The sequence below is a fragment of the Roseburia sp. AF02-12 genome (assembly GCF_003461765.1).
Lineage (GTDB): Bacteria > Bacillota > Clostridia > Lachnospirales > Lachnospiraceae > Roseburia_C > Roseburia_C amylophila.
This window is the reverse complement of sequence record NZ_QTXS01000001.1, coordinates 565,455-578,061: the sequence shown is the minus strand read 5'-3', so window position 1 is coordinate 578,061 and position 12,607 is coordinate 565,455. Positions and strand designations below refer to the sequence as shown.

Sequence of the window (12,607 nt, the reverse complement as noted above, 5' to 3'; positions counted from 1 at the left end):
ATATCCCCCGCCTTCACTAAATTGTAATTTTGTACTTATTGTATCAACATTTAGGCAATTTAGCAATAAAAACGAGGGATTTTGCGTTAATTTTCGTAAACTTTTCACAAATTATTCCTTAATTTTTCGAAACTTTCTAAATATTTGTGCTGTATTCTGTCATTTTGTACGCATTTTTCAGTGTTGTTTCAAGTCTCATGTCTTTTTCGCAATCGTTTAAGTTACACTTTTCGACATATTCTTTTGCTTCTTCGGATGCAATAGAAAGCATATCGGCATCCGAAAAGACATCTGCAATTTTAAATTCCATTAAACCACTCTGACGTACCCCGAAGAAATCTCCTGGTCCACGCATTTTCAAATCTTCACTGGCAATATAGAATCCATCATTAGAGCCCGCCAGAATATTCAATCTCTCTTTGGCATTCTTTCCATTGGAAGAATTCATAAGAATACAATAGGATTGTGCATTTCCTCTTCCGACACGTCCCCGCAGCTGATGGAGCTGTGCCAGCCCGAAACGCTGTGCATCCTCAATCATCATAACAGTGGCATTCGGCACATTCACACCTACTTCCACTACCGTTGTAGAAACCAGAACCTGGATTTCACCAGTGACAAAGGCTTCCATTACTTTATTCTTTTCTGCCGGGCGCATTTTTCCATGAAGTAATCCTACGCTGATTCTGTCTCCATAATATTGTTCTAATTTCTTTACATATGAAGTAACATCCTGCAATTCCAATTCCTCATTGGCTTCTACCAGAGGACAGATGATATATGCCTGATGTCCTTTTTGAACTTCATCTAAAATAAAATTCCAGGATTTCTCCCGCATTTTCGGTCCAACGACACAATTTTTGACCGGAAGACGTTCTGCCGGAAGTTCATCTACTACCGAGATGTCCAGATCTCCGTAAAGAATTATTGCAAGGGTCCGCGGAATCGGAGTCGCACTCATAACCAGTACATGTGGCAGCCGGCTGCTCTTATCTGCCAGCGTCTCCCTCTGTCTTACCCCGAAACGATGCTGTTCATCCGTTACTACCAGCGCCAGCTTCTGATAAAGTGCCTTTTCCTGTATCAATGCATGGGTTCCAATTATCATGGCATTCTGTTCTGTTTCCATTCTCGCATATGCTTCACGTTTTTCCTTCGCGGTCAACGAACCGGTAAGAAGAATAACAGGAAAGTCCAGTTCAAACATGGCAATCCATTTCTGAAAAGTGTCATAATGTTGTCTTGCCAGAACTTCAGTTGGTGCCATAATAGCAGTCTGATAACCTTCATGAGCAAATTTTACCATAATAAGGAATGCAAGAATGGTCTTACCGGAGCCTACATCCCCCTGTATCAACCGCTGCATGGCATAAGGACTGTATATATCCTTTTCCAGATCTTCCAGTGTTTTCTTCTGGGCATTTGTCAGTGGAAACGGAAGCTGTTCTGCCACCACTTCAATAAATTCATCCCTTACTACCGGAAATCCATTCGGCGTCTGCTCATGATGTTCCTTAAACCGCTGTATCTGCAGCAGAAATAAGAAAAATTCGTCAAAAGCAAGACGTTTTCTTGCTCCGGTCAGTTCTTCTAAATCTGCTGGAAAATGCACTTTTTCCAATGCCTCTCTCAATCCCATAAACTGATGGCGGGCTAAGATTTCTTCCGGAATATATTCACCATCTTCTTTTACACTGTCAAGGGCTGTACGTACAAGCTTACCAAACTGCTTGCTGGATATGCCTTTAGTCAGCGGATATACCGGCTGAAGTGATATCTGCATTTTCCTGTATTCATCCGGCTTCCACACTGCCGGCTGTTCCATGACATATTTCTTATTTTTTAAGGTCAACTTTCCATATAATATTACTTCCGGTTCCCGGTTCAGCTGATTACAGATATAGGGCATCCGAAACCAGACCGCCTCTACTTTCCCTGTTCCATCGCTAAACTGTGCAGTAGATATCTGCATGGCTCTGGTACTTCTTGTTACCGGAGAAGAACACAGCCGTACATGAAAAGCATAGACTTTCTCCGGCTCTGCCACACTGATATGCTCCGGCTCCGGCATCTGCTTATAATCCCTTGGAAAAGCAAGGAGTATATCCCCAACGGTATATACTCCAAGTTTTTGCAATATTTTTTCAGTTTTTGGTCCAACTCCATTCAATTCCTGAATGGGTGCATTTCTGTCCATAAACACTCCTGTTACTCTACTGATATTACATAATAGTAAATTGGCTGTCCGCCAAAGTGAATCTCCACTTCTACCTCCGGATACTTCTCTTCTAAAGCAGCACCTAATGCATTGGCATCTTCTTCTGTTACTTCTTCACCATAATAGATACAGATAATCGCAGATTCTTCATCTATCATCTCAGCAACCATATCTTCTGTAGTGCTCTTGATATCCTTACCAACAGCAAGGATGCTCTTGTCGCCAATTCCCATATAATCGCCCTGTTTAATCTCTTTGTCATCGATTACGGTATCACGGACTGCATAAGTTACCTGACCGGTCTTTACATTTTCTAATTCCTCGGTCATACGCTCTGCATTTTCCTCTGCCGACTGATCCGGAATAAAGTTAATCAGTGCTGTAATTCCCTGTGGAATTGTCTTGGTTGGAATAACAATAATCTTCTTATCTTCTACTAAAGATGCTGCCTGATTTGCAGCCAGTACAATATTCTTATTATTCGGAAGAATAAAGATGTTATCTGCATTCACATGGTCGATGGCATTTAACATATCCTCGGTACTTGGGTTCATGGTCTGACCACCTTCGATGATATAATCCACGCCAAGTCCGTTGAAGATTTCATTGACACCGGCACCAATGGATACGGAAATGAAGCCCATTTCTTTTCTTGGTTCCTCTGCCTTTTCTTCTTTGGTTTCTTCCTCTTTCTGCTCTTTTGCGAGTTTCTCAGCATCCTTGATTAATTTTTCCTGATGCTCTTCACGCATATTATCAATCTTGATTTTGCTTAATGAACCATGTTTCAATGCTTCCTGGATGGCAAGACCAGGGTCATTGGTATGTACATGGGTTTTCACAATCTCATCATCTGCCACAACAACGATAGAATCACCAATGGACTCTAAGAAGTTTTTATATTCATGCTCCTGCTTCTCTGTTAATGGCTGATTTAATACAATGATAAATTCGGTACAATAACCAAACTTAATATCAGCTTCTGTCTCAGCAGTAATCTTCATAACACCTGCAGATGCTGCAGAACCTTCAATGCTGTAATCAATTTCTTTGCCAATCAGGGAATCATAACCGCCCTTTAATACCTGAACCAGTCCCTGTCCGCCGGAATCTACTACGCCAGCCTGTTTTAATACAGGAAGCATATCCGGTGTCTTGCTTAACACATGGTCTGCTTCTTTAATAACTTCATCTACAAAGAATACAATATCATCGGTATCATCGCAAAGTTCTAATGCTTTGTTGGCTGCCCCCTTAGCAACAGTAAGAATCGTTCCTTCCTTTGGTTTCATAACTGCCTTATATGCAGTCTCAACAGCCTTCTGCATAGCTTCTGTCAGAATCACTACATCAAGCTCATCATATTCTGCAATCACCTTGGTAAATCCACGGAATAACTGGGAAAGGATAACTCCTGAGTTTCCTCTTGCTCCTCTTAATGAACCCGAGGAAATTGCCTTTGCAAGTTCCTTCATGGTCGGATTTTCAAGCTCGCTTACTGCCTTTGCTGCTGACATAATTGTCATAGACATATTGGTTCCTGTATCTCCATCCGGTACAGGGAAAACATTCAGTTCGTTAATCCACTCTTTCTTTGCTTCGAGATTCTTTGCTCCGGCCAAAAACATTTTAGCAAATACCGCAGCGTTTATTGTACTTACTTCCACTTCAACAGTTCCTCCTTAATCAATCACTCTGACGCCTTCAACTAAAATGTTGACTTTCTTAATCTGCATTCCGGTAAACTCTTCCACTTTATATTTTACCGTATGAATCAGATTGTCTGCTACTGTCTCAATACTTACGCCATAGGCAACAATTACATGGAAATCAATTGTAATTTTATTATTTTCATCCACATCCACATTTATACCATGTGTCAGATAATCTCTCTTTAATAATTTAACCAGGCCATCTTTCATATTAACTGCAGCCATTCCCACAATGCCAAAGCACTCAACTGCAACAGAACCGGCATAGGTTGCAATTACTTCATTATCAATTACGACTTTACCTAATTCGTTTTCCATTTTACCTGTCATTCTATAACCTCCAATTAAAATTAATCTTCTCGCATTTCCGCCAGTATATACATAACATGAACTATATTATAACCTCTTTTTCTGAAAAAAGAAACAGTATTTTTCTTTATTTTCAAAAAATGCAATTTTTTTCTTGCATTCTGTCTGTATTTCTGTTAAGATAGCTTTGTTGTGAGCTTGTGTCATAACAGGCTTAGTGAAGAATTTAAAGGAGGTGCTATCATGGCAAAATGTGCAGTTTGTGGAAAAGGCGCTCATTTCGGTAACAATGTGAGCCATTCTCATAGAAGATCTAATAGAATGTGGAAATCAAACATCAAATCTGTAAAATGTAAAGTAAACGGAACTCCAAAAAGAATGTACGTATGTACTTCCTGTTTAAGATCCGGATCCGTTGAAAGAGCTTAATTAGCATTTTCTATCTGGACTGTCCTTTTGGACAGTCCTTTTTTTACTTTACAGGAAATTGCTTTCCTGTAAAGTAAAAACGCTCCGCGAGGATGCACACTGCGGCGTATAAGGTAGTTGTCGCAAGCGACCGCCGCAGGCGCGAGAATGTGCCAAGGCACATTCTTTGTTCCTTTACAAGAAATTGCTTTCCTATTACTTACAGCAGAAAAGATTATACCCTATCAACAGCAATATCAATATAATAATAATCCCAATCACATCACTTGGAATAATAAACATAAAAAACATGCCAAATCCCACCATGAAAAAGGAATACCCCATCAAGCGTTTCATGTTTTTTCTCCAATCAAAAAGACATATACCATTATAGTATATGCCCTTCTTTTTCACTTAGCACGCTGTACGTTCTTCTATTACTATTCTATACTGTTCTTATTCTTCATCCTTATTTACTGCATCAGATAAAATTTCATTCATCTCAGACTCTGCTGCTTTCTTGGATTCTTCATCTAACTTTGCAGTTGCTGCCTCATCCTTCTTTCCCCTGGATGCAAACTTATTTACGAAATCTGGTACCATATCAAGAATTTTGGTCACACCATCCTGATTCTTAATATTTACAAGCTTGGTGGTGCCATTCTGAATGACAAGAACCGCACTCGGTGTAATCTTTCCACCCATTCCTCCTGCTCCGTTGTTCTTCTTCTCCTGTGAAAATGCACCTGCGCCTACACCAAAGGATACATCCACTAATGGAAGAATGATGGTATCTCCGATATGAATGGCATCTCCTACAACCGTCTTGGTTGTAATGAAGCTGTCCATTCCTTTGAATAAAGATTCTACCGTATTGCGAAATGTGTTATTACTGTCTGACATAATAATTCCTCCTGATTCTACTTCGTATTGATTCTATTAAAATTGCTTTATAAAGTGTTTCACATCCGGATTTCTCCAGATTTGAATTGCAGCCTTTAATAAATGAATCACCTGTATCCGTCCCCTTATATCCCAGCTGCCTTCGATATAAAAACGTTCTGCCTCAAAATCCGGCATAATAGATACCTTATCATAATATAAAAATGGTAATACGCTGAGCACTGCTAAAACCTGTCCTGTGGCTGCCGGATCTTCCATACCATAAGCAACATCTGCCTTCATATGCTTTGGTCCGTATTTTTTTAACAGCCCTATTACATCACCCAGGACAAACCGGACGGCACTTCTATTCTGCTCATCCTGTATCCACTGATTCACTTTTTTTATTTTACTGCCGATATTTTTTAATTTCTGCGGAATTGCTTTTATCTTTTCTACTATCGAGCGTATTGTCTTGCTGATTTTACCAAATGCGAAAACAAACTTTTTCTTATATGTCTTCTTATGGTGTTTCTGTTCATACTGTTTTTCCGTCTGTTCTTCTTGCACTTCAGCCGGTGGATTCTGTTCTTCCAGCCCCGTTACATCTATCTTTTTTTCAATCGCCGGTGCTGTTTGTTCTTCCGGCTTCTGACGTTTCTGCACTAAGTCTTTTTCCGGTTCCTTATGGGATTTTTCCCCGGATTTCTTTTTCTGCTTTTTCTTTACTTTCTTTTTCTCTAATTTCTTTTTGGATTTTTCATCCGATGGATACTTCCATGCTTTTATGCCAAAAATCTTTAAAACTGCAAGCCGCTTTCCCTGCTCCATTAGAAAGGAAAAACGCAAAGCCATAAGACACCATGCTCCATGCACTTTTAACGTAGTCTGTCCCTGCCTTGTCTCTCCACGAATCCGGTAAGATACCGGAGCAAACAGCAAAAGCATGATAAGTAAAACCAGTAAACCTAATATGCATAATAATATTATGCCCAGGATTTTCAAAATAGATAACAGCACTGTCATCCTCATGTCTCCATTTCAGTATTTTTACGAGTCTGCTGTTTCAGTACAAATTTACGCACTTCAAATGTTCCTGTTTTATGATAAATATCATTCACAATTGCTGCTGACATCTCTAATGCTGCGTCATATCCTTTTTCCAGACCGATAATAAAAAGTTCTTTCTTCGGATATGCCTTTTGTAATAAATCTGTTGCCGGTATAATATCCAGAAGATTCTCTTCATTTGACGGAAGGGTCAGAAGATAAAGCGACGGCTGTGGCACATTCCGCTCCACTCTGCTTTTTACCTTTGCTTCCTGATTTTTCAGCCTTTCTCCCAGATATAAATTAGAATACCAATGCATGCTACACCTCATATCTGATTTAAAAAAGCAGTCAGATGGCTGCTCTAATAATATTTGTGGGTTCCCCACAGATTACACTTTTTCAAATCCAGATATTCATTATAAGCTTTTTCCAAAATCTGCTTCTCATTGGCAAATTTTAAAAGATGATAGGCTTCATGATATTTATAATATCCGGAATCTACAAAGAACTCTTCACGTTGTGGCTTACTGTAATAACTGTCTGCCATCATCAGATACCAATGTACCTGTTTCTCCACCGTATCTTCTGGCACAGTAAAGCTATACTGGCTCTTCCCGACATATTTGATTATGGATGCATCTACGCCCGTTTCCTCCAATACCTCTCTTGCTGCGGTATCTTTGAATTCTTCCCCGGGTTCCACTGTTCCCTTTGGAAGCACCCAGCCTTCGTACTTATTCTTATAATTCTTATAAAGAACAAGCACCTTACCCCGAAATATTACCACACCACCACAACTTGTTGCTTCAATCATTGCAATACCTCCTGATGTGGTCACTACCTTTTGTTTAACAAACAGTATACCCCTTTTTTCATAAGGATGCAACAATCCATTTCAGAAGTCCCGGATGATTCCTGACGCAGCATGTCATCCTATCTGTTTTCATTTATCTGTAATATACATCAAAAACCTGTTTTGCTGCTGGAACTGCAACGGTACTGCCTGCACCTGCACCTTCTGCAATTACAACAACTGCAATATCTTCCTTATCCTCCCGGTGTGCATATCCAACAAACCAGGAATGGCTTTCTCCCTTATTGTTATTAAACTCTGCGGAGCCGGTCTTGCCGTATGCAGTATAACTCTGCCCATTTAACTTGGATGCAGTACCATCTGCAACTACACCTGCCATAAATTCCTGCATGGTCTTTGCTTCTTTTTCCGAAAGAAGCTGTTTGCTTGCAGCCGGCTCATATTTCTTTACTTCTATACCATTTTCATTTTCCGTATGGTCTACCACATAAGGTTTCATCAGAATACCATCGTTGGCAATTGCACTGGTAATCAATAACATATGGAGTGGTGTTACCAGCGTCTCTCCCTGTCCGATTGCCGTCTGCATTTTCATACTTTCCGGGGATTCATCTGTTAATTTAAACTGACTTTTACTTGTTTCAAAGTTTCCCGGCAGTGTCTTATCAAACATCAGATTTGAACAAAGGTCCGAAAGAGAATCTGTGTCCAAAGATAATCCGATATTGGCATAAGATGAATTACAGGAATTTGCAAAGGACTGCTTCAAATCCTGCGTTCCATGCACGGCATTATTATAACAGTGTATTGTAAAATCATTCTCTGTAATACTTCCGTTACAGCTATAACTGTAATTCTCATAATCCGGATTTTCCCGGATATATTCTAAAGTTGTAATTATTTTAAAAGTAGAACCAGGCGGATATAATCCCTGGGTCGCCCGGTTTAAAAGAACCGAGTTATTATTATCTTCTGAAATAATGGAATCCCAGTCTGCCGCAATAGTATTCGGGTCAAAATCCGGTTTGGACACCATGGCAAGCACTTTTCCGGTGGAAGGCTCCATCACAACAACTGCACCATCATAATTACCCAATGCCTGATATGCAGTTTCCTGCAAAGTGGAATCCAACGTGGTAACCACATTGTCTCCCATGCTTTTTTCATCTTTAATCTCGTTAAACATACGCTCTAATACAAAAGAATGGGAACGTAAAAGATTAAAGTTCATATTGGATTCAATACCTGACTTTCCATTGGTGGAAAAACCGACCACATGCGCATACATATTACCATAAGGATATTTCCGGGTTTCATTACCGGCAGCATCCACTACGGTCTCGGCCAAAACTTTGCCATCTGCTGACATAATCTTTCCTCTGACCACACGGTCTGCAAAAGTATCCTGTCTGCTATTATATGGACTATTGATAAAATCTTCGCTTTTTACCGTCTGAAAATATACCATATATCCCATCAGGCAGATAAAGATAGCAAGGAAAAGATAAGTAATCACTGCAAATTCTTTATTCTTACTAACTGAGGTCCCTGACTTCTGTTTCGAATCCCGATTTTGCTTTCTTTTTTGCTGATTTATATTCTCCTTTTTCATTATGTGACACTCCTTCGTCTTCCCGCAAAATATATAATCCCTGAATAATGCCAAATATAATCAATGTACTTAACATGGAGCTTCCTCCATAGCTGACTAACGGAAGGGTTACTCCGGTGGATGGAATAAATTTTGTTACTCCGCCAATGGTTAAGAATACCTGAAATCCGTAAATCGTTCCAAGTCCAAGTGCCACCAGCTTATAAAAGGAATCCTTTAACTGCATGGCAATATTTAAAAACATCAGGAAACAGCTTACACAGACCAGAATCAGACACAGAGCAAACATTCCACCCAGTTCTTCTGAAATTGCTGCAAAAATAAAATCCTGCTCTACTACCGGAATTTTATTTGGCATGCCCTGATATAACCCCAGACCGAAAAAGCCTCCGGTCCCGATTGCAAAAAGCGACTGGCAGATCTGATAGCCCTCTTTGTCAATTACTTTTAGTGGTGTTTTCCATGCCACCACACGGACTCTGACATGATTAAATAATTTATAGGCAATTACTGCCGATACACTTCCCGCCAGCAGTCCACCGGCAAAATAGAGTGGTTTTCTCGTTGCCACATAAAGCATTGCCATATAAGCCACAAAGAAAATCAATGCGCCACCTAAATCCCGGGATAATACCAGAATCAATACATGCAGTGCTGCAATCAAAGTGGTAATTACCACCTGACGGAATTCCGTTGATTTATGATACATGGCAGCCACAAAAAACACAAAAAGAATCTTAATAAATTCAGACGGCTGTACCGTAATTCCTGCTATGGTAAAGGAAATCTTTGCTCCATAGCTGGTGCTTCCTGCGATACATACAATACCAAGTCCCACAATACCGATTGCCGCATAAATCCAGGTAAGATTCCGGAAAAATCCCATCCTCCGTATCATCACCGGAATCACAAGGGAAATCACACAGGATACCGCTGCAATCGCAAACTGCTTGATAGCATGTCCAAAATTCAGGCGGGTCAGAATAATAAACCCGATAATCATAAGCATACACATATTATTAACCAAAAGTCTTGAAGCCGTCGGATAACATAATTTGTACACATTCCGTACCACAACAAGAAGAATTATCTGCGCCAGATAAAAAATAAAAGTATATGCATCCTCTGTCACCGCAAATATAACTAAATATGCCGTAAAATGAATCGCATACAAAATTCTTGCCTGCCGCCTGAATTTCTTTTCCTGTTTTCGTTCTGATATATTCCGGAATACCGCAAAACATTCATATGTATACACGGAAAACAGAATAATCAGTGCATATTTTGATAATTCCACAATCAAATGAACCATAAATACCTCTGCTTTATTCTACGCCTCGTTTAAAATGTCCATTGGTGCATTCCATTGGCATCTGCCCCAAAATGCCACCATTTTTATAAATATCGCCATAAATTGTTAAAATCTGTTCTGTCTCTTCTTCAGTTTCTGTCGTAAAGGAAAGCCTTACGGCAGCCGGTGCAATCTTTTTCACGGTTACGTCTTCCTTAAAGAGACAGACCGGAAGCGAATTATAAATTACGTTATAACATTCCGGGCAGAAATTTTTCACCGGAAAATATACAGAATAACGATCTTTTAAGTTCAGCACCTTGGGCTGATGCATACAGCCTAACGTGTTCTTATGAATACACTGTGCCGTTATCATAAGCGGAAGTCTTCCATAGATAATTATTTCAGACCGGCTGTTTTCTCTTCTTAAAATCTCCTTCCGGTTCAATTCTACCGGAATTGTATCCTGTATCATTCCAAGACGATAAAAATATTCTGCCGCTTCATTGGAATAGGTATATAAATTACTGTCGGATACCATCTGCCAATTTTCATTGCCCCATTCCTTTATAAACGCAATTTCATCAAGACTCCGCACCATAATACCATTTAATGGAAGCTTTTTTAGCTCCGGCATGATTTTTTCATAAAAAAGACTGGTCTGCTGCCGGAAAATAAATGGGAATACATAAAATGCTTTCTTACCGGATGCATGTACCCTGTCTATATCCTCACTTAACATGCGAATCAGATTTTCTCTTGTATACAACATACAATCAAGATAAACCGTATCCACGAAATCGGCTTTTAATACTGCCGGAAGCTGTTCTGCGTCTTCAATCAGTACCCGGACTTCTGTGGATGAACCGGCGGATTGTTGTCCAGAAGTCTGTGATAATGACTGTCCGGAAATCTGCTTTTCTTTTATGGCATTTCCTGTTGTCTGCCTATCTGTTTCAGCGGAAGAAGTTTCCACCAATTCTGGAAGCGTTCTTTCATAAGGTTTCAACAACGCTTCTTCTAATGCTTCCAACGCACCTCTTCGCAGCTGGTTCAACTGGTTTACCGGCATAAAAATATCATCATCCATTGTAACTTCAAGATTTTCAAAAACAAATGGTGTATTTCCAGTCTTTGTAAGCTTTTCTGTTACAACTTCTTCCGTCAACGGACGATTCTGTGCTACAAGAACTATATCTCCCTGATAAGAAACTTTTATTTTTCCATATTGCACTTCTATCTTAGCAGGGCATTCTTTATTTAATATTAACTTTCCTTTAATCTTTTCTTTTAATTCGGTGTCTACATATTCTCTACGGATGTTATCCTGAAGAACACCTTCGCTCTTATTATGGGAAGCACTCTCTCCGCTTAACATATCACTGTCATTATGATGATAGTAATATCCGTTGGTAAAGCCACCCCGGTTTCCAAGTTCTAAAAGTGCCCTGATATCCTTCTTCTCCACCGGAATACGGCTTCCATCCAGATAGGAATCCATATATTTTCGGTAAATACTTACTACACCGGCAGCATACTCCGGTGTCTTCATCCGTCCTTCTATCTTAAAGGAATATACCCCATGGTCTGCCAGTTCATACAAAAATGGCAGTGTACACATATCCTTAAGGCTCAGAATCGGTGTTGCATGATGTCCGGTAAGACTTTTTTCTCCCTGCAATACTTCATAGGAAAGGCGGCATGGCTGTGCACATCTGCCACGGTTTCCGCTTCTTCCGCCGATGATACTACTGAAAAGGCACTGTCCGGAATAACAGTAACACAATGCGCCATGAATAAAGCTTTCCAGTTCCACGCCTACTTCATCATGGATTCTTTGAATTTCTTCTAAGGACATTTCTCTCGCTGTCACCACACGCTCTACACCCTGTTCCTTTAAAAGCCTGGCTCCCTCTACATTGGTAATGGTCATCTGGGTACTGGTATGTATCGGAAGATTTGGAAAATGAGTTTTGATAAACTCCATAACGCCCATATCCTGCACGATGACAGCATCTAATCCCGCTTCATAATAAGGGTGCAGATAATCATAGAGCTGTCCTAATTCATATTCTTTTAACAGAGTATTCACCGCAAGAATAATTTTGCGTCCATGAATATGTCCGAAACGGATTGCTTCTAATAATTCTTCTTCGTTAAAATTATTGGCATATGCTCTTGCACCGAACATACTTCCGCCAAGATATACGGCATCTGCTCCGGCATGAATGACTGCCTTTAATGTTTTCAAGGAACCTGCCGGTGCTAAAAGTTCTAACTCTTTCATCTTTCCTCATCTCCTATGGCA

General features: G+C 40.0%; 12 protein-coding genes. 1 reads left to right on the top strand and 11 read right to left on the bottom strand.

Annotation, left to right across the window (positions count from 1 at the left end):
• Positions 1 to 136: 136 nt before the first annotated feature.
• From recG to DV740_RS02720, 3 genes are read right to left on the bottom strand one after another with little or no spacing between them, the layout of a single operon-like run.
• Positions 137 to 2,197 (bottom strand): ATP-dependent DNA helicase RecG, encoded by a 2,061-nt coding sequence (recG, locus tag DV740_RS02730; RefSeq protein WP_118087436.1) that lies wholly within the window; start codon positions 2,195 to 2,197, stop codon positions 137 to 139.
• Between the two features lie 11 nt (positions 2,198 to 2,208).
• Entirely contained in the window at positions 2,209 to 3,885 is a 1,677-nt protein-coding gene (locus DV740_RS02725) for a DAK2 domain-containing protein (RefSeq protein ID WP_117698402.1), read from the bottom strand.
• A gap of 15 nt (positions 3,886 to 3,900) precedes the next feature.
• Positions 3,901 to 4,260, bottom strand: a complete 360-nt coding sequence (locus tag DV740_RS02720; protein WP_022243764.1) for an Asp23/Gls24 family envelope stress response protein — start codon at positions 4,258 to 4,260, stop codon at positions 3,901 to 3,903.
• 222 nt (positions 4,261 to 4,482) lie between these two features.
• On the opposite strand from DV740_RS02720, the gene rpmB reads away from it, so the two are divergent.
• Positions 4,483 to 4,668 (top strand): 50S ribosomal protein L28, encoded by a 186-nt coding sequence (gene rpmB / locus DV740_RS02715; RefSeq protein WP_117698403.1) that lies wholly within the window; start codon positions 4,483 to 4,485, stop codon positions 4,666 to 4,668.
• Between the two features lie 195 nt (positions 4,669 to 4,863).
• Here the strand turns inward: rpmB and DV740_RS14910 are convergent, their stop codons facing one another.
• The 8 genes from DV740_RS14910 to DV740_RS02680 form a co-directional block, all read right to left on the bottom strand.
• Positions 4,864 to 5,004, bottom strand: coding sequence for a hypothetical protein (locus DV740_RS14910; RefSeq protein ID WP_199534326.1), 141 nt, complete (start codon positions 5,002 to 5,004; stop codon positions 4,864 to 4,866).
• Positions 5,005 to 5,103: 99 nt separating this feature from the next.
• Positions 5,104 to 5,550, bottom strand: a complete 447-nt coding sequence (locus tag DV740_RS02710) for a GerW family sporulation protein (protein WP_022243763.1) — start codon at positions 5,548 to 5,550, stop codon at positions 5,104 to 5,106.
• A 36-nt stretch (positions 5,551 to 5,586) separates the two neighbouring features.
• Positions 5,587 to 6,555, bottom strand: coding sequence for a DUF2953 domain-containing protein (locus DV740_RS02705; protein ID WP_117946926.1), 969 nt, complete (start codon positions 6,553 to 6,555; stop codon positions 5,587 to 5,589).
• 2 nt (positions 6,556 to 6,557) lie between these two features.
• Complete coding sequence (locus DV740_RS02700; protein ID WP_022243761.1) at positions 6,558 to 6,899, bottom strand: hypothetical protein; 342 nt, start codon at positions 6,897 to 6,899, stop codon at positions 6,558 to 6,560.
• 44 nt (positions 6,900 to 6,943) lie between these two features.
• Positions 6,944 to 7,396 (bottom strand): NUDIX hydrolase, encoded by a 453-nt coding sequence (locus DV740_RS02695; RefSeq protein ID WP_022243760.1) that lies wholly within the window; start codon positions 7,394 to 7,396, stop codon positions 6,944 to 6,946.
• 133 nt (positions 7,397 to 7,529) lie between these two features.
• The gene (locus DV740_RS02690) at positions 7,530 to 9,008 is read right to left on the bottom strand and encodes a peptidoglycan D,D-transpeptidase FtsI family protein (protein WP_118087435.1); all 1,479 of its coding nucleotides are present in this window, start codon (positions 9,006 to 9,008) and stop codon (positions 7,530 to 7,532) included.
• On the bottom strand, positions 8,932 to 10,320 hold the full coding sequence (locus DV740_RS02685) for an FtsW/RodA/SpoVE family cell cycle protein (RefSeq protein ID WP_118087434.1): 1,389 nt from the start codon (positions 10,318 to 10,320) through the stop codon (positions 8,932 to 8,934). The genes DV740_RS02690 and DV740_RS02685 overlap by 77 nt, the downstream gene beginning before the upstream one ends.
• A 13-nt stretch (positions 10,321 to 10,333) precedes the next feature.
• Positions 10,334 to 12,586: a peptidase U32 family protein gene (locus tag DV740_RS02680; protein ID WP_118087433.1), complete on the bottom strand. Its 2,253-nt coding sequence runs from the start codon at positions 12,584 to 12,586 to the stop codon at positions 10,334 to 10,336.
• Positions 12,587 to 12,607: the final 21 nt, after the last annotated feature.

Excerpts from the sequence above, each read along its gene's own strand:
- DV740_RS02695 (WP_022243760.1), bottom strand. The coding sequence starts at position 7,396 with ATGATTGAAGCAACAAGTTGTGGTGGTGTGGTAATATTTCGGGGTAAG.
- DV740_RS02710 (WP_022243763.1), bottom strand. The coding sequence starts at position 5,550 with ATGTCAGACAGTAATAACACATTTCGCAATACGGTAGAATCTTTATTC.
- DV740_RS02700 (WP_022243761.1), bottom strand. The coding sequence starts at position 6,899 with ATGCATTGGTATTCTAATTTATATCTGGGAGAAAGGCTGAAAAATCAG.
- DV740_RS02685 (WP_118087434.1), bottom strand. The coding sequence starts at position 10,320 with ATGGTTCATTTGATTGTGGAATTATCAAAATATGCACTGATTATTCTG.
- recG (WP_118087436.1), bottom strand. The coding sequence starts at position 2,197 with ATGGACAGAAATGCACCCATTCAGGAATTGAATGGAGTTGGACCAAAA.
- DV740_RS02690 (WP_118087435.1), bottom strand. The coding sequence starts at position 9,008 with ATGAAAAAGGAGAATATAAATCAGCAAAAAAGAAAGCAAAATCGGGAT.
- DV740_RS02680 (WP_118087433.1), bottom strand. The coding sequence starts at position 12,586 with ATGAAAGAGTTAGAACTTTTAGCACCGGCAGGTTCCTTGAAAACATTA.
- DV740_RS02720 (WP_022243764.1), bottom strand. The coding sequence starts at position 4,260 with ATGACAGGTAAAATGGAAAACGAATTAGGTAAAGTCGTAATTGATAAT.
- DV740_RS14910 (WP_199534326.1), bottom strand. The coding sequence starts at position 5,004 with ATGAAACGCTTGATGGGGTATTCCTTTTTCATGGTGGGATTTGGCATG.
- rpmB (WP_117698403.1), top strand. The coding sequence starts at position 4,483 with ATGGCAAAATGTGCAGTTTGTGGAAAAGGCGCTCATTTCGGTAACAAT.
- DV740_RS02705 (WP_117946926.1), bottom strand. The coding sequence starts at position 6,555 with ATGACAGTGCTGTTATCTATTTTGAAAATCCTGGGCATAATATTATTA.